General features: G+C 71.7%; 21 protein-coding genes. 9 read left to right on the forward strand and 12 right to left on the reverse strand.

Annotated features, from left to right (window positions below; genetic code table 11):
• Positions 1-54 precede the first annotated feature (54 nt).
• The gene (locus ABGB12_RS33415; RefSeq protein WP_347684266.1) at positions 55-1,608 is read left to right on the forward strand and encodes a helix-turn-helix domain-containing protein; all 1,554 of its coding nucleotides are present in this window, start codon (positions 55-57) and stop codon (positions 1,606-1,608) included.
• A 14-nt stretch (positions 1,609-1,622) separates the two neighbouring features.
• On the opposite strand, the gene ABGB12_RS33420 is transcribed toward ABGB12_RS33415, so the two are convergent.
• Genes ABGB12_RS33420 through ABGB12_RS33430 form a run of 3 tightly spaced genes read right to left on the reverse strand, consistent with a single transcriptional unit; the run spans position 1,623 to position 4,265 of the window.
• The gene (locus ABGB12_RS33420; RefSeq protein WP_347684267.1) at positions 1,623-2,489 is read right to left on the reverse strand and encodes a polysaccharide deacetylase; all 867 of its coding nucleotides are present in this window, start codon (positions 2,487-2,489) and stop codon (positions 1,623-1,625) included.
• Between the two features lie 11 nt (positions 2,490-2,500).
• Positions 2,501-3,643: an NADH:flavin oxidoreductase gene (locus tag ABGB12_RS33425; RefSeq protein ID WP_347684269.1), complete on the reverse strand. Its 1,143-nt coding sequence runs from the start codon at positions 3,641-3,643 to the stop codon at positions 2,501-2,503.
• A 13-nt stretch (positions 3,644-3,656) separates the two neighbouring features.
• Entirely contained in the window at positions 3,657-4,265 is a 609-nt protein-coding gene (locus ABGB12_RS33430; RefSeq protein WP_347684270.1) for an urea carboxylase-associated family protein, read from the reverse strand.
• A gap of 117 nt (positions 4,266-4,382) precedes the next feature.
• On the opposite strand from ABGB12_RS33430, the gene ABGB12_RS33435 reads away from it, so the two are divergent.
• The 3 genes from ABGB12_RS33435 (at position 4,383) to sigJ (ending at position 7,147) form a co-directional block, all read left to right on the forward strand.
• A complete protein-coding gene (locus ABGB12_RS33435) occupies positions 4,383-5,726 on the forward strand; it encodes an amidase family protein (protein WP_347684272.1) in 1,344 nt (447 codons plus the stop codon).
• Between the two features lie 156 nt (positions 5,727-5,882).
• Entirely contained in the window at positions 5,883-6,230 is a 348-nt protein-coding gene (locus ABGB12_RS33440) for a DoxX family protein (protein WP_347684274.1), read from the forward strand.
• A gap of 32 nt (positions 6,231-6,262) precedes the next feature.
• Complete coding sequence (sigJ, locus tag ABGB12_RS33445) at positions 6,263-7,147, forward strand: RNA polymerase sigma factor SigJ (protein WP_347684276.1); 885 nt, start codon at positions 6,263-6,265, stop codon at positions 7,145-7,147.
• Between the two features lie 67 nt (positions 7,148-7,214).
• On the opposite strand, the gene ABGB12_RS33450 is transcribed toward sigJ, so the two are convergent.
• Entirely contained in the window at positions 7,215-7,685 is a 471-nt protein-coding gene (locus ABGB12_RS33450; RefSeq protein ID WP_347684278.1) for a MarR family transcriptional regulator, read from the reverse strand.
• A gap of 125 nt (positions 7,686-7,810) precedes the next feature.
• Here ABGB12_RS33450 and ABGB12_RS33455 point away from each other — a divergent pair, with 125 nt between their 5' ends.
• Positions 7,811-8,944: an SGNH/GDSL hydrolase family protein gene (locus ABGB12_RS33455; RefSeq protein WP_347684280.1), complete on the forward strand. Its 1,134-nt coding sequence runs from the start codon at positions 7,811-7,813 to the stop codon at positions 8,942-8,944.
• A 109-nt stretch (positions 8,945-9,053) separates the two neighbouring features.
• Here ABGB12_RS33455 and ABGB12_RS33460 read toward each other — a convergent pair whose 3' ends face one another.
• A complete protein-coding gene (locus ABGB12_RS33460) occupies positions 9,054-9,650 on the reverse strand; it encodes a TetR/AcrR family transcriptional regulator (protein WP_347684282.1) in 597 nt (198 codons plus the stop codon).
• Positions 9,651-9,728: 78 nt separating this feature from the next.
• Between ABGB12_RS33460 and ABGB12_RS33465 the strand changes: the two genes are divergently transcribed.
• Complete coding sequence (locus tag ABGB12_RS33465) at positions 9,729-10,562, forward strand: NAD(P)H-binding protein (protein WP_347684284.1); 834 nt, start codon at positions 9,729-9,731, stop codon at positions 10,560-10,562.
• An 83-nt stretch (positions 10,563-10,645) separates the two neighbouring features.
• Here the strand turns inward: ABGB12_RS33465 and ABGB12_RS33470 are convergent, their stop codons facing one another.
• Complete coding sequence (locus ABGB12_RS33470) at positions 10,646-10,939, reverse strand: erythromycin esterase family protein (RefSeq protein WP_347684286.1); 294 nt, start codon at positions 10,937-10,939, stop codon at positions 10,646-10,648.
• Between the two features lie 144 nt (positions 10,940-11,083).
• On the opposite strand from ABGB12_RS33470, the gene ABGB12_RS33475 reads away from it, so the two are divergent.
• A complete protein-coding gene (locus tag ABGB12_RS33475) occupies positions 11,084-11,542 on the forward strand; it encodes a VOC family protein (protein WP_347684288.1) in 459 nt (152 codons plus the stop codon).
• Here the strand turns inward: ABGB12_RS33475 and ABGB12_RS33480 are convergent.
• The 4 genes from ABGB12_RS33480 to ABGB12_RS33495 form a co-directional block, all read right to left on the reverse strand.
• The gene (locus tag ABGB12_RS33480) at positions 11,529-12,344 is read right to left on the reverse strand and encodes an SAM-dependent methyltransferase (protein ID WP_347684290.1); all 816 of its coding nucleotides are present in this window, start codon (positions 12,342-12,344) and stop codon (positions 11,529-11,531) included. The two genes, ABGB12_RS33475 and ABGB12_RS33480, sit on opposite strands and share 14 nt — an antisense overlap.
• A 210-nt stretch (positions 12,345-12,554) precedes the next feature.
• Entirely contained in the window at positions 12,555-13,961 is a 1,407-nt protein-coding gene (locus ABGB12_RS33485; RefSeq protein WP_347684292.1) for an aldehyde dehydrogenase family protein, read from the reverse strand.
• 19 nt (positions 13,962-13,980) lie between these two features.
• Positions 13,981-15,363, reverse strand: a complete 1,383-nt coding sequence (locus tag ABGB12_RS33490; protein WP_347684294.1) for an FAD-dependent oxidoreductase — start codon at positions 15,361-15,363, stop codon at positions 13,981-13,983.
• Positions 15,360-16,646, reverse strand: a complete 1,287-nt coding sequence (locus tag ABGB12_RS33495; RefSeq protein WP_347684296.1) for a nucleotide disphospho-sugar-binding domain-containing protein — start codon at positions 16,644-16,646, stop codon at positions 15,360-15,362. The genes ABGB12_RS33490 and ABGB12_RS33495 overlap by 4 nt, the downstream gene beginning before the upstream one ends.
• Positions 16,647-16,774: 128 nt before the next feature.
• Here ABGB12_RS33495 and ABGB12_RS33500 point away from each other — a divergent pair, with 128 nt between their 5' ends.
• Positions 16,775-17,431, forward strand: a complete 657-nt coding sequence (locus ABGB12_RS33500; protein WP_347684298.1) for a TetR family transcriptional regulator — start codon at positions 16,775-16,777, stop codon at positions 17,429-17,431.
• Between the two features lie 93 nt (positions 17,432-17,524).
• Positions 17,525-19,162, forward strand: a complete 1,638-nt coding sequence (locus ABGB12_RS33505) for an NAD(P)/FAD-dependent oxidoreductase (RefSeq protein ID WP_347684300.1) — start codon at positions 17,525-17,527, stop codon at positions 19,160-19,162.
• Positions 19,163-19,190: 28 nt separating this feature from the next.
• On the opposite strand, the gene ABGB12_RS33510 is transcribed toward ABGB12_RS33505, so the two are convergent.
• A complete protein-coding gene (locus ABGB12_RS33510; RefSeq protein ID WP_347684302.1) occupies positions 19,191-20,126 on the reverse strand; it encodes an SIS domain-containing protein in 936 nt (311 codons plus the stop codon).
• A complete protein-coding gene (locus tag ABGB12_RS33515) occupies positions 20,123-21,133 on the reverse strand; it encodes a hypothetical protein (RefSeq protein ID WP_347684304.1) in 1,011 nt (336 codons plus the stop codon). The genes ABGB12_RS33510 and ABGB12_RS33515 overlap by 4 nt, the downstream gene beginning before the upstream one ends.
• Positions 21,134-21,182: the final 49 nt, after the last annotated feature.

Below are 21,182 nucleotides of genomic sequence, written 5' to 3' on the forward strand. Positions count from 1 at the left end.
AAGGGAGTGGATGAACCTCTAGCGATAGACCATGGTCATGTATATGTTCACAGAATGATCACCATTGATGCGCTCGTCGGCAACGCCGCGCTGGGGCTCCGGATCCTCGAGCCCGGTCCGCCCGGCGCTCTGGTGGAGCCGGTGACCTGGGTGCACAACACCGAGCTGCCCGACCCGTCCCCATACATCCGGGAAAAGGAGCTGGTGCTGACCAACGGCCTGTGGGTTGACCAGGTGGCTCCGGCCGAGTTCGTGGCGAACGTCGAACGCGCCGGAGCGGCCGGGATCGTGTTCGGGCTGCGTGCCGAGCGGCCGCGCACGCCGGACGGCCTGGCCGCGGCCTGCAAGGAGGCGGGTCTTCCGCTACTGGAGATCTCCCCGGCGGTCCCGTTCACCGCGATCTCGCACGCGGTCTCCGCGATGTACGCCGACGAACGCCAGCAGGGGCTGATCGGCATGGTGCGCAGGGGCGACGCCCTGGCCACGGCGCTTTCGCGCGGGATGGGCGCCTCGGGAGTGCTGCGCGTGCTCACCCGCGACCGCGAGCTGCCGCTGGCGGTGGTCGACCGGATGGGACGGCTGCTGGCGGCGGACGGGACCGAGCTGGACGCCGCGCAGCTGCAGACCGTGGCGGCGGGGCTGGCCCGGCGGCCACCGGCGCTGGAACTGGACCTGGGATCCGGTCGCGCCGCGCTGTTCCCCGTGGGCGCGGTCGGTGACGTCGACGCGGCGCTCATCTGCCTGCGGCCGCTGGCCGAGCTGAACGCAGCCGAGCGCGACGCGCTGGAACAGGCCGCCAGGTTCCTCAGCCTGGAAGTGGCCAGGCAGCAGGCCGTGCAGGCCATCGAGATGCGCTTCGCCGGCGAGCTGCTGGAGATGGTGCTGTCCGGCGGGCGGCGCGCGTCGGAAGTGGCCGCCCGGCTGCGAGCGTTCGGCGTGGACCCCACGGGGGCTCTGGCGGTGTGCACGACGGCTTTCACCGGGGACGCCGCCACCGTGCACGGCATGGCCGAAGCGGTCGGTGAGTTCTTCGCGGCCGAGGGCGTTCCCGCCGTCGTCGCCGGAGGCACGAACGACGTGGTGGCCGTGCTCGCCTGGCGGGATTCCGAGCACGAGCTGCCCGCGCTGGGAGAACGCCTGGTCGAGAACGTGGCGAAGCGGTTTCCCGGGCGGCGCCCCGTGGCCGGTCTCGGCGGCGTCGCCGCGCACGCGGGCGACCTGCGGCAGCCACTGCTGCAGTCGAGGGAGGCGTGCCGGGTACTCCGCCGAACCCCGGGCGGCCCAGTCGTACGCGGTTTCCGCGAGCTGGGCACGCACCGGCTGCTGCTCGGGCTGGTGGATCCCGACACGCTGAGCGCCTTCTCGCGGGACCTGCTCACTCCGCTCCGCGAGCACGACGCCCGTCGCGGCAGCGACCTGGAGCCGACGCTGCGCGCCTTCCTCGACAACGACGGGCAGTGGGCGGCCACGGCCGCCGCACTGCACGTCCATGTCAACACCCTGCGCAACCGGCTGGCCCGCGTCACCGAGCTGACCGGCAGGGACGTGGGGCGCACCGAGGACCGGGTGGACCTGTTCCTCGCCCTGGCCATCGACGCCATGGGCTGAGCGAGGAGGACGGCTCAGCCGGGGTAGACGTCCGGGTCCACGACCGGGGTGCGCGGCCGACGGGTGAGCAGCCCCGGATCGGCCAGCGCGGCGTCCGCCACGTCACGGCAGCGGGCGAACCGCACGTCCCCGCACCCCAGTGCGTACTCCAGGAGCCCGCGCAGCGCCATCGCCCGGCCCGGACGGCCGGACAGGAACGGGTGCATGCAGAGGTTGAACAGGCACCGGTAGTGACGCATCCCGTCGAGTTCGGCCCGCCACAGCTCCAACGCCTTCCCCGGCGATTCGATGACCGAGCCGATGTCCGGCTCGGGCAGGTACGCGTACTGCTCCCAGTCGTCGAGCGACCAGTGGACGGGCAGCTCGACGATGTCGCCCGACGCCGTGGCGACGCGGTAGGGCCGGTCGTCGCCCATGAGGGAGGAGTCGTAGCGCAGGCCGTACTCGGCGACCAGCTCGGCGGTCTGCCAGCTGGCCGCCCACAGAGCGGCCCGGTGCCCGGCGATCTCGATGCCCTGGTCGGCGAAGACCGCCAGGCCGCGTTCGAAGTCGGCGCGCTCCTCCTCCGGCGTCATCGAGGTGGGCGGCCGGTGGCTGTAGGAATGGTGCGCCACCTCGTGGCCGCGTTCGACGATCGACCACGCCAGCCCCGGCCGGTGCTCGGCCACCCATCCCGGCACGAAGAAGGTGGCAGGGATGCCGAATTCGTCCAGCAGGTCGAGGATGCGCGGCAGCCCGACGTCCGGCCCGTACGCCTGGTGCGACATCGTGCCGGCGTGCTGGGCGTAGCCGCGGCCCCGGGCGAGGATCGGCGTCTCCGCGTCCACGTCGAAGGTCAGCGTGGCGACGGCCGCGGCGCCGCGGTGCCAGCTCTCGCTCATCGGTGCCTTCCTCAGCTTCCGGTGGGGGCCGGACGGCGGGTCGCCGCGGTCTGCCGCCAGCGGCGGGCGTTGGCCAGCGTCGCCATGGGCTGCAGCATCATATGGTCGAATCGTTCCAGTTGCCGGTCCTCGGCCACACGCCGCGGGAAGTCGGGGTCGGCCAGCGCGCCCCGGCCGATGGAGAGCAGGTCGGCGTGGCCGTCCTGCAGCACCTGCGCGGCCTGTGAGAGATCGTGCATGCCGCCGTTGGCGATGACGGGCAGACCGGTCACCAGGCGGGCCAACCCCGTGATCGTCGTCTCGCCGTCCAGGCGCGCGGTCTCGATCCAGTCGCGTCCCTCGCTGGCGATGTGCAGGTAGGTCGCCCCGGCGTCGGCGAGGGCCGCGAAGACGACCCGGGCGTCGTACGCGCCGCCGGGCCAACGGTAGACGAAGTCGTTGACCTTGGTCTGCGACAGCCGTACGCCCACGCAGAACTCCGCGCCGACCTCGGCCCGGATGGCGGCGACCACCTCGGCTGTCAGCCGCACCCGGTTCTCGATCGGGCCGCCGTAGGAGTCGTCGCGCTCGTTGGTGTACGTCGTGAGGAACTGGTCCAGCAGGTAGCCGTTGGCCGCGTGCACCTCGACACCGTCGAATCCGGCATCGCGGGCGCGTACGGCCGAATCGACGAATCCTTGGACGGCGGTGTCGATGTCGCTCTGGTCCATCGCCTTGGGCGTCGGCCACGGCCCGTGCCCGCCGTACTCGGGCATCTTCTCGCCCAGGGGCGGCACGGCCGACGGGCCCGCCGTGTCCTCGCGGTAGTGGCTGCCCTGGGACAGCGCGCCGGCGTGCATGAGTTGCAGCACGATGCGCGCCCCGGCGGCGTGCACCCGCTCGGTGACGCCGAGCCAGGCCGTGGCGTGGGCCTCCGACGCCATGCCCGGCTGGTTGAAGTACCCCTGGCTGTAGACGGTGTCGGTGTAGGTGCCCTCGGTGATCACGAGGCCGAAACCGCCCTCGGCGAATTCGGTGTAGTAGTCGGCCATCTCGGCGGTCGGAGTGCCGTCGGGAGAGGCCGAGACCCTGGTCATCGGGGAGACCGAGAGCCGGTTGGCCAGCGCCAGGCCACCGAGTCGTACGGGCTGGAGTGAGGGATGCGCGGTGGTCATGTCTGTTCCTTTCTCAGTCGGCGGGCAGAAGGTCGATCGCGAGCGGTGTCGGGTCGCCGCCGTTGATGTCCACCAGGTCCTGGGGGCAGGCGGAGACCACGAGCACGCAGTCCATGACGGCTTGGAAGGTGATGGCGTCGCCCGGTCGGGTGGCGGCGGGCAGCCAGCGCAGCTCGTTCCCCTCCACGGGGATGCGCATGAACACGTTGACCGGTTGCGGCGTGACCTGCGCGGCCAAGCCCAGATCGGCGAGGCCGCGGCGCAGGTTCTCGGCGCAGGACGGATGGTCGGGGCCGGCTCCCAGCCTCGCGTAGCGCTCTGGATCGCATGCCGGGATCAGCATGTCGTGCCAGCCCGGCGAGGTGTCGGAGACCAGCGTGAGGATCGGCCGACGGCGGTCGGTGACGAAGTGCTGGCCCGGCGCGGGGAAGAGCCTGTTCGTGGTGGCGCGCGTGTGGGCGGCGCTGAGGTGCTCGCGCATGTCGGCGGTGAAGGCGAAGACGTCGCCGACCTGGCCGCCGTCGAGATCGACGACGCTGACCCGCCGGCCTGCGGCCACCCGCACCCCTCGTCCGGTACGGGCGGGTACGACCATCCGCCCTTCGGCGGTCGTGGTTTCCATGCCGTAAGGCAATCATCGACCGCGCTTCCCCTGCCATGGATATTCATCCATTAATGAGGCTTATGGGTGGAGGAGTGTCCAGGGTTGAATGCGGATGCGTCGTTGTTTCATGGCCCCATGAACGTGTATTCGGTAGAGGACGGGTCGGCGCTCGGCGAACGGTTCAGGGACGGTGCCCTTGACGTCGTCGATGTCATCGAGCAGGCGCTGCGCCACGCCGTCACGCCCGAGGCGGCCGACGTGTTCATCACGCTGACCGGCGAACGGGCGATCCGCGAAGCGGAGGACGCACGCGCCCGGCACGCCGCCGGCCGTCCGCTCGGCCTCCTCGACGGCGTGCCCGTCGCGGTCAAGGACCTGTTCGACGTCGCGGGCACCGTCACCACCGCCGGCTCGCGCACCCGGACGACGGCCGCGCCCGCGACGCGCGACGCGCACGTGGTGCGAAGGCTCGCCGAAGCCGGAATGGTCTGCGTCGGCAAGACGAACCTCAGCGAATTTGCCTTCTCGGGGCTCGGCGTGAACCCGCACTTCGGCACGCCGGCCAACCCCGGCAGCGGCGAGGAGCGCCTCGTCCCCGGCGGCTCCTCCTCCGGGTCCGCCGTCGCCGTGGCGCTCGGCATCGTGCCCATCGCCATGGGCACCGACACCTCCGGCTCGGTGCGGGTACCGGCCGCCTTCTGCGGGGTGACCGGCTTCAAGGCCAGCGAGGACAGATACGGCAAGGCCGGGCTGCTTCCGCTTTCCTCCACCCTGGACAGCATCGGCATCATCGCCAGGTCCGTACGCGACATCATCGCCGCGGACGCGGCCCTGCTGGCCTCCACGCCCGCGCCGGCGGGCGGTCCGTACCGCCTGGTACTCCCGTCCGGGCCGTTGCTGGAGGGCTGCTCCCCGCACGTCAGGCGTCACTTCGAAGCCTCCGTCGCGCACCTGGTCCGCCATGGTGTAGCGGTCGAGGAACGTGACCTGCCCGTCCTCACCGAGGCCCAGGCGCTCATGGACGAGCACGCCACCATCGTCGAGGCCGAGGCCTACCAGCGGTACGGCCGCCTGCTGGAAGGCGGAGACCTCGTCGATCGCGGAGTGCTCCGCCGACTGGCGCGACACGCCGCACGGCACCCCGGCGCCGCCGACCCCGTCCGCCGGGCGATGCGGAACCTCCGCACGGAGCTCCATCGGCAACTGGGCGACGCCCTGCTCGTCTGCCCCACCGTCCGGCACACGCCGCCCCCGCTGGTGCCGCTGCTGACCGACGACGACCGCTACGACGAGACCAACCGCCGGACCCTGCGGACCACCATGCTGCTCAGCTACCTCGGCATGCCCGGCGTCACCCTCCCGATCGGCACGCCCGGTGCGGGCCAGGTCGGCCTTCTCGTCTCCGCCGCCTCCGGCCGGGACCTCGCCGTCCTCGAAACGGCCCACCGAATCGAGGACCTCCTCGAGTCCCTTCAATGAGCAGGCCACGTCACCGGCCCGCCCGCTCTCGGGAATTCGGGGGAGGGCCGGATTTTTTCCTCGGATCTGTCACGTTCGCGGGCCGCGCGGGTTCGTCACAGCGACGCATTCAAGACGCCGGACGGGTCCGGCGTCCTCATCCGAGGAGAACCGCTGATGTCCACCGCTTATGTCGTCGTGACCGTTCTGGGTGCCGTGATGGCCGGGTTCTCGGCCGGCTCCGTCTTCTTCCGCGCCCCGTGGGTCGTGCAGCCGCTGGCCGAGTACGGGGTGCCGCGCTCGTGGTGGAACCTGCTCGGAGCGGCGAAGGCCCTCGGGGCGGTGGGGCTGCTGGCCGGGCCGGCCGTGCCGGCCGTCGGGGTCGCCGCCGGGATCGGGCTGGTGCTGTACTTCACCGGGGCCGTCGTCACCGTGCTGCGGGCCCGCTGGGCTTCGCACGTCCCGTTCCCGCTGATGTACATGGCGCCGGTGGTCGCCTCGCTGGTGCTGGGCGCGGCCGCCTGAACACGTCCGGCACGACCGAGAGAAGACGACGAGTGGACGAGCGGGAGTGGCTGACCGGGCACTTCGAACGGCGGCGGCCTCGGCTGCGGTCGGTGGCCTACCGGATGCTCGGGTCGGTGAGCGAGGCCGAGGACGCGGTGCAGGAGGCGTGGCTGCGGCTCGACGGCGCGGACGCCGGCGAGGTCGAGAACCTCGACGCGTGGCTGACCACAGTGGTGGCGCGGACCTGCCTGAACATGCTGCGCACCCGTCGCAACCGGCGTGAGGACCCGGCCGACGCGCACATGCCCGACCCGCTCGTCGCCCCCGAGGACGCCGCCCACCCCGAGCGGGAGGCGGTGCTGGCCGACTCCGTCGGGCTCGCGCTGCTGGTGGTGCTCGACACGCTCACCCCCGCGGAGCGGCTGGCCTTCGTGCTGCACGACATGTTCGCCGTCCCCTTCGACGAGATCGGCCCGATGATCGAGCGGTCCCCGGCCACGGCCAGGCAGCTGGCCAGCCGGGCCCGCCGCCGCGTGCGCGGCCGGGCTCCGATGCCCGACCCGGACGTGGGCCGCCAGCGCGCCGTCGTCGACGCGTTCTTCGCCGCCGCCCGGGACGGCGACTTCGACGGCCTCGTCGCCGTGCTCCACCCCGACGTCGTGCTCCGCTCCGACGGCGGCACCGCCCGCGCCCGCCACACCACCGTGCTCACCGGTGCCCGGACAGTGGCGTCCCAGGCCATCACGTTCGGCCGCCTCTCCCCGTTCGCCCGTCCGGCCCTCGTCAACGGCTCGGCCGGTGTCGTCGTCACCGCGAAGGACCGCCCCCTGTCCGTCATGGGTTTCACCGTCGTCGACGGCAGGATCGCCGCCATCGACGTCATCGCCGACCCCGACCGCCTCGCCCGCCTCGACCTGGCCGCCCTCGACGGCTGACCCGCCGTCTGGCGGCCCCTCGGCACGTGGGCCGGGGGCGCGCCGACCGGAGCCGAAAGCCCGGCGGTCAGTCGGAGGCGTGTGCGGCGGCCTCGGGGAAGACGGCGTCGCGGACGACGCGGAGGGCCTCGGTGAGGGAGGCGAGCTGGTCGGGGGTGAGGAGGGCGGTGAACCAGCGGTCGACGACGGCCAGGTAGTCGGGGAGGGCCTGGGCGAGGCGTTCGGCGCCCTCCGGGGTGAGGACCGCGTAGGTGGTGCGGCGGTCGTCGGGGGAGGATTCCCGGACGGCCAGGCCGGAGCGGGCCAGGCGGTCGACCAGGCGGGTGATGCCGCTGGTGGACAGGGACATCTGGGTCGCGAGGTCGCTCATGCGCAGGCGGCGGCCGGGCGAGCGGCTCAGCCGGATCAGGGCGTGGAGGTCGAGGCCGGACAGGCCGTGCTCCTTCATGACGGACTGCAGCTTGGCCAGCAGCCCGTCGTTGGCCTCGAAGAGCAGGCCCGACGCGGTGAGCCGGTAGTCGGCGAAGAGGTCTTCCACGGTGTCCAGCCTACCCGGAACGATTGACTCGGGGACGATTGACGCGAGGATAGTTGACTTGAGGAATGTTTCACAGGCATGCTTGCGGCGTCAGCATTCCTCACGTCAATTGATCTGGAGCAGAGATGACTGAGCGGTGGGTGGCGGGTTTCCGCAGCGCGGTGATCAGCCCGTACGAGCAGATCCAGCTCAGCGTGCCGCGCGGTTTCGCGGGGCAGACGGTGCGGCAGCCGCTGCGTTTGGCCGGCGGAGGCGAGCGGCTGCGGGTACGGCTGACCAACCGGTACGGACGGAAGCCGCTGGTGATCGGGGCCGCGCGGCTCGCGGCGCGCAAAGCGGACGATGAGATCGTGCCGGAGACCGACATCGGCCTGCGCTTCTCGGGCGCGGCGGAAGTGACGATCCCGGCGGGAGGCGAGGCGGTCAGCGACCCCGTCGAGTCGGTTGCGACAGCGGGCGCCGAGCTGGCGCTGAGCCTGTACCTGCCGGACGAGACCGGCCTGGCCACGTACTCGCACATGCCGATGGAGACGGCCTTCGTCGCGGACGGCGACCTGGCCTCCGCGGCGGGGCTGCCGCACGCCGAACGCGTCGAGGCGAGGTTCTACGTGAGCGGTGTGGACGTCCTCGCGTCCGAGGGCACCGCGATCGCCGTCGCGTTCGGGGACTCGTGGTTCGAAGGCGTCGGGACCACCCCCGACACCCACCGTCGTTCCGTCGACCTCCTCAACGCGCGGCTCGACCGCGGCTGGGTCGTCAACCAGGGGATCTCCGGGAACCGGCTGCTGACCGACGAGATCGGCGAGCACGCGCTGGCCCGTTTCGAGCGGGACGTGCTGTCGGTGCCGGGCGCGACCCACGTACTGGTGCACTTCGGCATCAACGATCTGGGCCTTCCGGGCATGGCGGGCCTGCCGCCCGCGACGGCCGAGGACCTCATCGAAGGCTTCACCGAACTCGCCCGCCGCGCCCGCGCCGCGGACCTGAAGATCCTCGCAGCCACCATCGGCCCGTACGCGGGTGCCGTCTATCCGGGGATCAGCACTCCCGAAGGGCTCCAGGCACGGCGGCAGGTGAACGACTGGATCCGCACCGGCGGGGCGTTCGACGCGATCTTCGACGTGGCACGAGCGGTCGAGAACCCCGAAGACCCCGACTTCATCCGCCCCGATTACGACGGCGGCGACGGCATGCACCTCAACGATGCCGGCGCCCGCGCCATGGCGGACGCCGTCGACCTCCGGCATCTCGCTCTCTGAGGGGAAAGCGCCGCCAGAGGGGACAGGCGGAGTTCGAAGCCCGCGCATGAAAAGAGCAGGGGCGGTGCGGAGGGCCGCCTCGGCCTGGCCGACGGGTGCGGCGCCGGTCTCAGGCGGTTTCGAGGGAGTCGAGCCAGGCGAGCAGGCGGGCGCCCTCGCGGTCCATGATCCGTGGATCGCGCAGGGCGTTGGCCAGCAGTGACATGCCCTGGTAGGCGCCCACCAGCGTCAGGGCGAGGCCGTCGGGTTCGGGTCGGCCCAGCTCGCGGAACTGGCGCTCGACCCACTCGAGCAGCAGCCGGATGACCCTGCCCGCCTCGAGGTCCAGGCCGCCCTCGTCGCGTTTGTCGAGCTCGACGGCGAGCGTGCCGGTCGGGCAGCCGTAACGGGCGGCGAGATCGCGCCGGCTCACCCAGGCCGCGATCAGGCCCTTCAGCCGTTCGCGCGGGTCGGGGAGCAGGTCCAGGCCGTCGGTGAGCAGTTTCAGCTGCCGGGAGTGCTCCGCCAGCGCGGCGGCGACGAGCTCGTCCTTGGTCTTGAAGTAGTAGTACACGTTGCCCGTCGGGACGTCGGCCGCGTGCGCGATGTCGGCGATGGTGGTGCGCTCGACCCCCTGCCTGTGCACGACCTCGGCGGCGGCCGCCATGAGCCGCTGCCGTTTGGCGTCGGCGGCCAGGGCCCGGGCCGACGTTTTCGAGTCAGTCACCTGACTGACTATAGAGCCCCGTCTCGTGTTACGGTCTTTCCAAGTGAGTCAGCCGACTAACTAACTTGGAGTGTCTTCATGATCGTTGTCACCGGTGCCACCGGGAACGTCGGCCGTACCCTGGTCCGCGCTCTCGCCGAACAGGGCCATGGGGTGACCGCCGTCTCCCGCGGCATCGCCCCGTCCGACGTCCCGCACGGCGTCCGCACGGTCACCGCGGACCTCGCACAGCCGGCCGTCGGCCTGCCCTCCGCGGCGGACGCGGTCTTCCTGCTGGTCGGCGGAGACCTGATGATGGCCGGAGACCCCGCTCAGGTCGTCGCCCCGTTCGCCGACGCGGGCAGGATCGTCCTGCTCTCCTCCCAGGGCGTGGCCACCCGCCCGGACTCCATGTCACACGGCCGGGCCTTCGCCGCCTTCGAACAGGCCGTCATGGAATCCGGCACCGAGTGGACCATCCTGCGTCCCGGAGGCTTCGCCTCCAACTCCTACGCCTGGGCGCCTTCCATCAAGGCCGCCCGTACGGCCGCCGCCCCCTTCGGCGAGGTAGGCCTCCCGGTCATCGACCCCGACGACATCGCCGCCGTGGCCGCCATCACCCTCACTCGGCCCGGCCACGCGAAAGCGATCTACGAACTGACCGGCCCCGCCCCGACCACCCCGCGCCAGCGTGCCGCCGCCATCGGCGACGCCATCGGGGCGCCCGTCACCTTCATCGACCAGACCCGGGAGGAGGCCCGCGCCCAGATGCTCACCTTCATGCCGACCCCGGTGGCCGACACCACCCTCGACATCCTCGGCACCCCGACCGTCCGCGAACAGACCGTCAGCCCCGACGCCGAAAAGATTCTCGGCCGGGCCCCCGGCACCTTCGCCGACTGGGCCCGGCGCAACGCCGAGGCCTTCCGCTGATGCCGTAGAACCCGCAAGACGGCCAGCGCGAGCGAACGGGTCGGCACCGGCACCGCCGGCCCGTTCGAGGGTTCACCGCACCGTCAATCGAGCGGGCGGGCCGGTGTCACGTGGCGGTAGTGGGCGATGACGTCGAACCACTCGGCGGGCGATCCGCCGGTCATGTGGTGTGCGGCGTCGTTGTCCGGGTCGTAGACGAGGCCGATGGCACGGAACTTGGCCGTCCGGCCGAGCAGTTCGGCGACCGCGGGCGGTCGCTCCGCGTGGAGGTCGAGGAAGTAGTCGCCAAGGCCGTCCGCGCTGAGAGCAGATTCGAAGAGCTCGTGTGCGCCGCGGGTTCCGCCGTGGTCAGCGGATAGGACGTCTTTTTGATCCACTCGAGCGTCGTCGTGCGTTCTGCCGCGGTGAAAGCCATGGGACGAGCATCGAACATCAAGTGCGCTTGAAGTCAAGCCGTCGGACTACCCCAAAGAGCGGGCCGGGTGTTGAATCGGGTGAGATGGTGGAGCGGGGCAGAGGCCATGACGAACGGGGTGCGGGCGATGACGGCGACCGAGTCCTCCGACCGGGGATATGGACCTGTCCACGAGACCGGGATCGGTTACGGGCTGCACCACGTCCAGCTCGCGATTCCGCCCGGCAGCGAACCGCGGTGCCGCGAGTTCTACGTCGGTGTCCTGGGCATGGTCGAGCTGGCGAAGCCGCCGGTGCTGGCCGCCCGCGGCGGGTTGTGGGTCAGGGCCGACGACCTTGAGCTTCATCTGGGGGTCGAGAGCGACTTCCGGCCCGCGCTCAAAGCCCACCCGGGCATCCGGGTCACCGACGTCGACGCCTTGGCCGAGCGACTCACCCGCGCGGGAGTCGAGGTCACATGGGACGACGCCTTCCCCGGTCACCGTCGCCTGTACGTCTTCGACATCGTGGGCAATCGGCTGGAGTTCCTGCAGCGCGACGGCTCCCCGGGGATCAGGAGGTCTTGAGGGCGACGCCGCTCCACAGCCACCAGCGGGGGCGGTCGACCTGCTGGTCGGGGCGCCACTGGTGGACCGGGACGATTCCGGGGTCGAGGAGTTCCAGGCCGGTGAAGTACTCGGCGATCTGCTCCTTGCCGCGCAGGTTCATGTTGACGCCGCCGGCGGCCCAGGTGTGCTTGACGTGTTCGGAGTAGTCGGAGGGCGTGCCGTCGGCGGTCATGTGGGACAGGGCCAGGGCGCTGCCCGCGGGCAGCGGCTCCATGAAACGCCGTACGAGTCCGCGGGGGTCGGCCTCCTCGGGGACGAAGTGCAGGATCGCCGCGAGGACCACCAGGACCGGACGGGACAGGTCCAGGGTCTCGGCGGCCTCCTCCAGGATCTTCTCGACCTCGCGCAGGTCCGCCCCGAGGTAGGTGGTCGTGCCCTCGGGGGAACTGGTCAGCAGGGACCGGCCGTGCACCTGGACGATCGGGTCGTTGTCGACGTAGACGATCCGGGACTCCGGTGCGACCCCCTGCGCGACTTCGTGCACGTTCGGCGAGGTCGGGAGCCCCGAGCCGATGTCCAGGAACTGCCGGATGCCGTGCGACTGCGCCAGGTGCCGCACCGCCCTGGTCAGGAAGCCGCGGTTGTCGAGGCAGCTCTGCCGGGTCTCGGGGATCGCGGCGATCATCGCGTCGCCGACCCTCCGGTCGGCCTCGTAGTTGTCCTTGCCCCTCAGCCAGTAGTCGTAGACGCGGGCGGGGTGCGCCGTGTCGGTGTTCAGCTTGATCGCGGCCCGAGGGGCGCTGGACTCGGAGGACGGCATCGAGGCGCTCTTTCGTCAGGGAGGTGCTGCACGCGCACAGGGAGCAGGCACGCCGAAAAGAGACTCCCCGTGAACGCACTGATCATTAAGCATGATGACCTATTTCCACGGATGATGAGGGCAAATCAGCCCAAAACGGAGTGAGGGTCAATGCCTCGCCGGCCGCCCGTCCCCGGAGCCGGTGGCCCGGGTCCCGTCCCCTGCGGGAGGTCAGGCGGGGCGGAAGGAGTCGCGGGACTGGGGGGCCGCGTGCTTGACCATGATGTGGCGGGTGACGGAGTAGTCGGAAAGGGACTCCTGGCTCATGTCCTTGCCGAAACCGCTGCCCTTGACGCCGCCGTGCGGGGCCTCCGAGGCGATCGGCAGATGGTCGTTGATCCAGGTCACGCCGACGTCCAGGCGGTGGGAGACGCGCAGGGCGCGGGAGACGTCCGTGCTCCAGATCGAGGACGCCAGACCGTACGGGGAGTCGTTGGCCAGCCGGACGGCCTCGTCCTCGCCGTCACAGGGCAGGACGACCAGGACGGGGCCGAAGACCTCGCCCTGGACGAGTTCGCCGTCCTGTGACGCGCCGACGACGAGCGTCGGTGAGTAGAAGAAGCCGGGGCCGTCCAGGGGCTCTCCGCCGCACAGGACGGAGGCACCCGAACCGGCGGCGCGGGTGACGAAGCCGTGCACCCGGTCGCGGTGCGCGGCCGAGACGAGCGGGCCGATGTGGGTGTCCTTCGACCATGGATCGCCGGGGACGACGGCCTCGAGCGCGGCGCGCAGTGCGTCCACGGTCGCGTCGTAGACGCTCCGGTCGGCGTAGACGCGGGTGGCGGCGGTGCAGTCCTGACCGGTGTTGTAGGTGGTGCCCATCGCCACGCCGGCGGCCATCTGCTCCAGGTCGGCGTCGGGGAAGACCAGGGCGGGGGCCTTGCCGCCCAACTCCAGGTGAACCCGTTTGAGCCCGCCGACCGCGCCGCTCATCACCGCCCGTCCCGTCTGGGTGGAGCCGGTGACGCTGACCATGTCGACGCCCGGGTCGGTGACGAGCGCCTCGCCGACGGCCGCGTCTCCGGTGACGGCCTGGACGAGGCCGTGCGGGGCGCCTGCCTCGGCGATCAGCTCCGCGAGGCGGAGCGTGGTGCGCGGGGTCTGCGGCGCGGGCTTGATGACCACGGCGTTGCCCGCGGCGACGGCCGGGCCGATCTTCCAGACGGCCATGACGAGCGGGAAGTTCCACGGCGCGATCGAGGCGACCACGCCGACCGGGCGGCGGACCAGCAGCGAGGTGTAGCCCTCGCTGAGCACGCCCGCGCCCGTCCCGTCGAGGGAGCGGGCCGCGCCCGCGAAGAAACGCAGGTTGTCGGCGGCGAAGGGCAGTTCGCCGTCGCAGAAGACGGCGACGGGCTTGCCGGTCTCCTCCACTTCCAGCCGCGTCAACTCCTCGGCGTGGGACTCGAGAAGGTCGGCGAGTCGCAGCAGCACGCGGGCGCGTTCACCGGGCGTCCGTTCACGCCACTCCTCCTGGGCCCGACGGGCACGGGCGATGATCGCGGGCAGTTCCGCCAACGGCGTGTCGGGGACCTCGTCGAAGGCCGCGCCGGTCGCGGGGTTGATGAGGGTGCGCATGAGGTCTCCTAGCGGGGGGTCAAGAGTCGAATCCGACGCCGAAGCGGTCGAGCAGCCGCAGCCAGGGCCCGCGCCGCCCCTCCCGCTCGTCGGCGTCGATCAGGGCGCGGCGGGTGAGCTCGACGACGGGCCAGCGCAGCGGCTCCGGCGGGAACGGGATGGGCGGGCGGCGGACCATGGACAGCCGGGTCGCGGGGGTGTCGCGCCGGGCCAGCAGGTCCAGCGCGACCCGCGCGCCGAACCGCGAGGCCGCGACGCCCAGCCCCGTGTAGCCGATCGCGTAGCCGATCCGGCCGCCCATGGCGGTGCCGAACGTGGCGGTGAACCGGCTCGTCGAGTCGATCGCCCCGCCCCAGCGGTGGGTGAACCCCACCCCTTCGAGCTGCGGGAACGTCTCGAAGAAGTGCCGTGCCAGTAGTCGGTGCGAGGAGTCCCGGCGGGAGAGCGCCTCGTCGACGCGCCCGCCGAAGTGGTAGATCGCGTCGTAGCCGCCCCACAGGATCCGGTCGTCACAGGTCAGCCGGTAGTAGTGGAACTGGTTGCCCGCGTCGGTGATCCCCTGGCGTTCGGCCCAGCCGAGCGAGGCCAGCCGCTCGGCCGAGAGGGGCTCGGTGACCAGGGCGTAGTCCCACACCGGCAGGATGAACGGCCGCAGCCGCCGCAGCGGCGCCGGGTAGGCGTTGGTGCCCAGCAGGACCTGCCCGGCCTGGATCGTTCCGAACGGCGTCCGGGCGGCGACGCCGCTCCCGGTGCGGGTCAGGCCCGTGACCGGGGTGTCCTCGGCCAGCCGGACGCCCAGCCGCGCGGCGATCTCGGCGAGCCCGAAGACGAGCTTTCCGGGATCGACGACGCCGCCGGTGTTGCGGACGCGCAGACCGCCCAGGTAGGTGGGGGAGGCCACGTCGGAGCGCATCTCCTCGGCGTCCAGCCAGGTCACGTCGTCGCCCTGCTCCCGGTGGAGCTTCTCCAGGGCGCGCAGCTCGGCGACGTGGTGCGGGGCGACGGCGACCGTCGTCTTGCCGTTGAGCCGCAGGTCGGCGTCGATCCCGTGCCGTTCCAGGGTGTCCGCGAGGTCCGCGAGGTTCTCCCGGCCCAGACGCACGAGGGTCTCCAGCTCCCCGGGCCATCGGGACGCGCCGTGAGAGAGTCCGTGGGTGAGGGAGTCGGACACGAACCCGCCGTTGCGCCCGCTGCCGCCGAAGCCGATGTGTTCGGCCTCGACGAGCAGGACGTCGGCGCGCGGGTTCTCCTCCTTGGCGATGATCGCCGCCCACAGTCCGGTGTAGCCGCCGCCGACGATGAGCAGGTCGGCCTGGGTGTCGCCGGTGAGGGCGGGGTGGGGGCCGGGACGGCCGGGGCGGTCGGTCCAGAACGGGACGGTCCTGGCTTCGGAGAGGATCATCCGAGACCGGCGGCGCGTTCGATGGCGTCGGCGGCCCGGGTCAGGCCGTCGCGCTCCCGGATGCGTGCCCCCGCCTCGGCCAGCCGGGCCCGCAGGCCGGTGTCGCCGAGCAGCCGCTCGATGGCCCCGTGCATCTGCTCGTCGCTGTAGCCGTAGGTGTCCAGCCGGACGCCGAGCCCGAGCTCGTCGACGCGCTGGGCGTTGTCGTACTGGTCCCAGAAGAGCGGCAGCAGGATCATCGGCTTGCCGAAGTGCAGGCTCTCGGTGGTGGTGTTGTTGCCGCCGTGGGTGATCACGAGGTCGACCAGAGGGATGATCTGGGTCTGCGGGAGGAACTCCGCGCCCCACATGTTGTCGGCCAGTTCGATCTCCTCGTGCAGCGGGCCCTGGGAGATGATGTAGCGGTGCGGGGTCTTCGCCAGGCAGTCGATGGTCCTGCGCATGAGCTCCACGTCCGCCGAGCCCAGCGAGCCGAGCGAGAAGTAGATGAGCGAGCCTTCGCCTCCGGTGAGCGAGGCGGGGAGTTCGAACGGCTCGTCGGTGGTGCGAACGCAGGAGTCGAGGCGTACCCAGGAGTCGTCCAGTGGCCGCTCGGCGGTGTAATCGGCGATCTCCGGGTAGACGTAGAGGTTCACCACGCCGTCGTGAACGAACTCCAGGTCGGGAAGGGGCGGCGCGCCCTGCTCGACGACCCAGGCGTTGAACTCCTCCCACATCGCTCGATGGGTGCGGTCGTACTCGGCCCGGAACTCCGCCCAGCCGCTCTGGTCGGCGATGGGGTAGCCGGAGAAGGCGGGCGGGATGCCGGGGCCCTTGACCTCCAGCGGGTTGCACGAGACGACGCGGACGAACGGCACGCCCGCGGTGACCAGTGCGGGGAAGGTCAGCACGTTGTCCTCGACGATGACGTCGGGCCTGACCCGCTCGATGATCTCCTTGAGCCGCCCCTCGCAGTAGCGGGCGCCGGTGATCAGTTCCTCCCAGACCGGCTTGATCCAGGTGTCGAGCTGCTCGATGGTCGGTTTGCGGAACTCCGGCGCGGTGTCGCGGATGAAGTCCTTCCAGAACTGCCCCGCGTCCTGCTCCTCTTCGCTGGGCGGGGCGAGGTCGACCAGATCCTCATCGAAGCCCAGGGGGGCGAGCTTGCCCTTCCACGAGGCCTCGGCGGCGAAGACGACGCGGTGCCCGCGGCGGCGCAGCACGTCGCCGACGCCGACGCAGTTGTTGGTGGGCCCGTAGGCGCTCTCCGGCATGAACAGGATCGTCAGCTTCTGGTCGGCCACGGCGGCTCCCGGCGCGAGGGGGATAATGAGTTGAAGCCTGATTCAAATAGCATCAGGGGTACGGCGTCAACACCTTAGAGCCCGGACAATGAGCCGGGCGGGAATCCCGAGAGCGTGAAGAGGGGGCCATGGCCACCAGAAAACCCAGGTCCGAGCGGCGGCAGGACCTCATCGAGGCGGCGCGGCGCGCGATGGTCCAGCACGGTTCGGACTCGGTGCTGCTCAGTCAGGTCGCCGAGGAGGCCGGGCTGACCTCGGGCGCGGTGCTCTACCACTACCCCGAGCTCAGCGACCTGCTGCTGGAGGCGCACCACGCCGGCATGGAGCGCTTCTACGACCTGCGGATGAAGAAGATCGCGGGGATCGCGGACCCGGTGGAGAAGCTCATCGTGACGATCCGCTCCGGCCTGCCCGAGGGCCCCGACGACGCCGACGTCCGGCTGCTGTGCGAACTCGGCGGCTCGGCCGGGCGCAACCGCGTCTACGCCACCCTGCTGACCACGCTGTACGACCGGCAGGTCTCGATGTACCAGATGATCCTGGAGACCGGGCGGGTCCAGGGCGTCTTCGAGCTGGCCGGGGACTCGCAGGCGATCTCCCGCAACCTCGTGGCGCTGGAGGACGCCTACGGGTACCGGATCGTCGCCCGGCACCCGCTGATCGGCACGGAGGAGGCCGCCGAGCTCATCCTGGAGTACGCGCGGCAGGCCACCGGCAACCCGCTGCGGCCCGGGCCCAAGCCCGCGCGCAGGACCAGATCGCGTAACCCTGCCCCGGGGTCCTAGTGGTCAAACGCCGCAACCTGTAGGGGGTTCGCCCTCCCGCATGACACCTTGCGGGCTAGGCGATTATGTTGAAGGGATCTTCAATTGGGGGCCATGAGAAACCAGACCCCCATCACGGCGAGGATCCGCCGGATCCTCGCCGCGCACGCCGAGGCCGACCGCACCGGCGTGCCCGTCTCCGAAGTCCTGGCGGCACAGCCCGCCCGGCCCGCCCGCCGGGACGTGCTGCGCGCCGCGGCCGCCCTCGGCGCGGGCGCCGCCGCCCTGTCGCTGCCCGCGCGCCCGGCCCGCGCCGCCGCAGCCGCCCAGCCCCGCATCGCCATCGTCGGCGCGGGACTGGCCGGAGTACGCGCCGCGCACTGGCTCTACCGCGTCAAGGGCCTCACCTCCACCATCTACGAGGCCTCCAACCGCGCCGGCGGACGCTGCTACTCCCTGCGCGGCCTCTTCGGCACCTCCAACGATCTGGTCGTCGAGCACGGCGGCGCGTTCATCAACACCGAGCACAACCTCACCCGCAACCTGGCCACCACGCTGGGCCTGAACCTGCGGGTGGTCAACGGCGGCAACGACCCCGCCGGCCCGGATACCTACTGGATGGACGGTGCCAGGTACTCCTACGACGCGGCCAACGCCGACTGGGGGGTGGTCCAGCGCAAGTTCAAGGACGCCCTGGCCGCCGCGCCCTGGTGCCAGACCTTCGACGACCACACCGCCGCCGGCGTCGCGCTCGACTCCATGAGCGTCGACGAGTGGCTCGACGCCAACATCCCCGGCGGCCTGTCCAGCCGCTTCGCCCGGCTCATGCAGAGCAATGCCGTCGTCGAGTACGGCATGGACCCGGGCGACCAGTCCGCGCTCAACCTGATCTACCTGCTGGGCTGGAACTCCGCCGGCTCCCTCGACCCGTTGACCGGAGGCGACGAGAAGTACGTCATCGACGGCGGCAACGACCAGCTCATCAGCGCCATGCTGGCCGAGCTGCCCGCCGGGACCGTCAACTACGGCCGCCGTCTGACCGCGGTGAGCCAGAGCGGGACCACCGCCACGCTCACCTTCGACAACGGGGGCAGCTCCGTGGACGTCGTCGCCGACCAGGTCATCCTGGCGCTGCCGTTCACCACGCTGCGCGACTGCGACCTGACGGGCGCGGGCCTGTCCGCGCTCAAGCTCCGCGCCATCCAGGAGATGAACCTGGGCAGCAACGGCAAGATCCACGTGGGCCTGAGCAACCGGCCGTGGGTGTCCCAGGGCTACGGCGGCACGACGTACTCCGCGCCCGGCGGCTGGGTGTGCGCCTGGGACGACACCGCGAACTCCGGCCGCACCGACGGGGTCATGTGCCAGTTCCCCGGCGGTACGGCCACCACCGGAGCCTGGACCGGCGCGGCCTTCGGCACGGCGCCCGCCTCCCAGGTGACCTCGTTCCTCAACCAGGTCGACCAGGTCTTCCCCGGCACGGCCGCCGCCTACGACGGCCGCTCCTACCGGAGCGCCTGGCACCTCAACCCTTGGTCGAAGGGCTCCTACACCTGCCCGCAGCCGGGCCAGTACACCTCGCTGTTCGGGGTGGAGGCCCGCACCGAGGGTGTGCTCCACTTCGCTGGGGAGCACACCTCGGTGGAGTACTTCGGCTTCCTGAACGGCGCGGTCGAGTCCGGTGAGCGCGCCGCCAAGGAGATCGCCGGAGTGACCAAGGGCAACGGCAAGCGGACGGGCCGCTGGGCCTGAGACCGCCCGGTCGCCGCCGCCCGGACGGCTAGCGCCACCAGGCGGCGGCGACCAGTTCGGCGACGAGGGTCTCGGTGAGCAGTGCGACGTCCGGGTCGTCGTCGCCGGGGTAGCGGACCGAGGCCGCGGCGCCGGGCACGTCCGCGCCGACGGACACCACGGTCGAGCCCCGCTGCGTGATCCACTCCATGGCCTGGGCGTCGTAGCGGGAGCCGGGGAACAGCAGTGCCCGGTAGTCCAGGGTCTTGGTCAGGTACACGTCCACGTGCGCCCAGTCGCCGGTCTCGCACGCGTCGGCGGGGCGCCGGGGGCCTTCGCGCACCATGAGGGCCGACTGCTCGGCCGAGGAGATCCGCTGCGCGGGCGCGATCGCGTACAGCCCGTGCGGGCCGTCCAAGAGGGGCAGTACCTGCTCCATCCAGCGGCCTTCGAGCAGGTCGGCGCTGGCCTCGGCGGTGCGCTCCACCAGGCCCGGCAGGTCGGTGCGCGTCCCGGTGAGCCGGGCTTCGAGCGCGAGAAGGAGGACGAGGGTGTGCTGGAACGTCCGGCAGGCGACGCCGCCCTTCTCGGGCCCGGCCAGCATCGGCACGACCCAGTCGGCGCCTTCGGTGACGGGAGAATCCGGCACGTTGGTCAGCGCCAGGAAGGGGCCGTCGACCTCGGCGAGCGCGTCCAGGGTCTCGCGGCTGCCGCCGGTGGCCGAGATCGCCACGAACAGGGTGCCCGGACGGGACGGGGGCGGCGGGGCCGAGGCGTACTCGGCGACGGCGTCGATCCCGGCCGCGCGCAGCCGCCGGGCGGCCACTCGGGCGGCGAAACGGGAGCTGCCCATGCCCAGGAAGACGACGCGCCGGATGTCCGAGGGCAGGCCGTCGAACGGGTCGCCTTCCCGCAGGGACGCCGCGAGGGCGGCCAGGGCCTCGGGTTTGGCGAGCAGGTCGGCGTGGAAGAGCTCGGGATTCACGGTTCTCCTCGGTACCAGGAGCGCAGGACGCCCAGGGGGGCGTAGCGCCAGCGGGGAAGGAAGCGGGCGGCGTAGATCAGCTCGCGGCACTCCTGCTCGATCGCGAAGGGGCGCACGAGCTCCTCGGCGAACAGCTCGGAGCGGCCCAGCGCGGCCAGCCGGGCGCGGTAGGCGTCCAGGAACGCCGCGAGCTCGGCCTCCAGCCAGGCGGAGACATCCGTGTCACGGCGTTCGAAGGCGATCTGGGCGACGTGTTCCAGGCTGGTCAGGAGCTGGGCGACGTCCCGTGCGGCGGGCTGGCGGGAGTGGGCCCCGGCCAGGGTCGGGTTGCCGTCGAAGTCGATGACGGCGTACCCGCCGCGCCACTTGAGGATCTGGCCGACGTGCAGGTCGCCGTGGACGTCGATCGCCGGCACGCGCGCCGGGTCGCGCAGGACGTCCAGGCCGTCCCGCAGCGTCCCGGCCCGTCCGTGCAGCCAGGGGTCGTCGGTCAGGGCGAGCGCCTCGTCGAGGGCGTCGGCCGCGCGGGCGTGCCAGCCGGACGGGTCGGCGGGGGAGACGGGCTCGGGCAGCAGGGCGGAGGGCGTGGCGAGCGCGGCGTGCAGGCCGGCGGCCAGGCCGCCGAGCAGCGCGCCCACGGGCTCCCCGGCGACCGCCGCCTCGACGCACCAGTCCCAGCCGTCGCGGGCCTCGGGGAGGTAGGCGGTGATCAGCGCGACCGCGCGGCCCCGGGCGTCGAACGCCGCCGCGTACGGCGCGGCGGTGTCGCCGAAACCGACCGCCGCCAGGTGCGCGAGCAGCTCGAAGGACCGGTGCGGGGGCGGCAGCGGCGGGGTGAACCACTTGACGACCAGCCGCTCGGAGACGACCACGGACCGGTGGGTCTGGTCGACGAGGATGGGCCGCTCCTGGAGGCCGTCGAGCCCCGGCAGCGGGGCGAAGGCGCGTATCGCCAGGTCGGGGGGTGCGCCCAGCCGTGCCAGGAGCGCGCCTGCTTCTGAAGCCAAATTCAAATCCGTAACAAGAAATAAACGTCATCCGGGCATTTAGAGTCTT

Origin of the sequence: Actinocorallia sp. B10E7 (genome assembly GCF_039871655.1) — a bacterium.
Taxonomy (GTDB): domain Bacteria; phylum Actinomycetota; class Actinomycetes; order Streptosporangiales; family Streptosporangiaceae; genus Actinocorallia.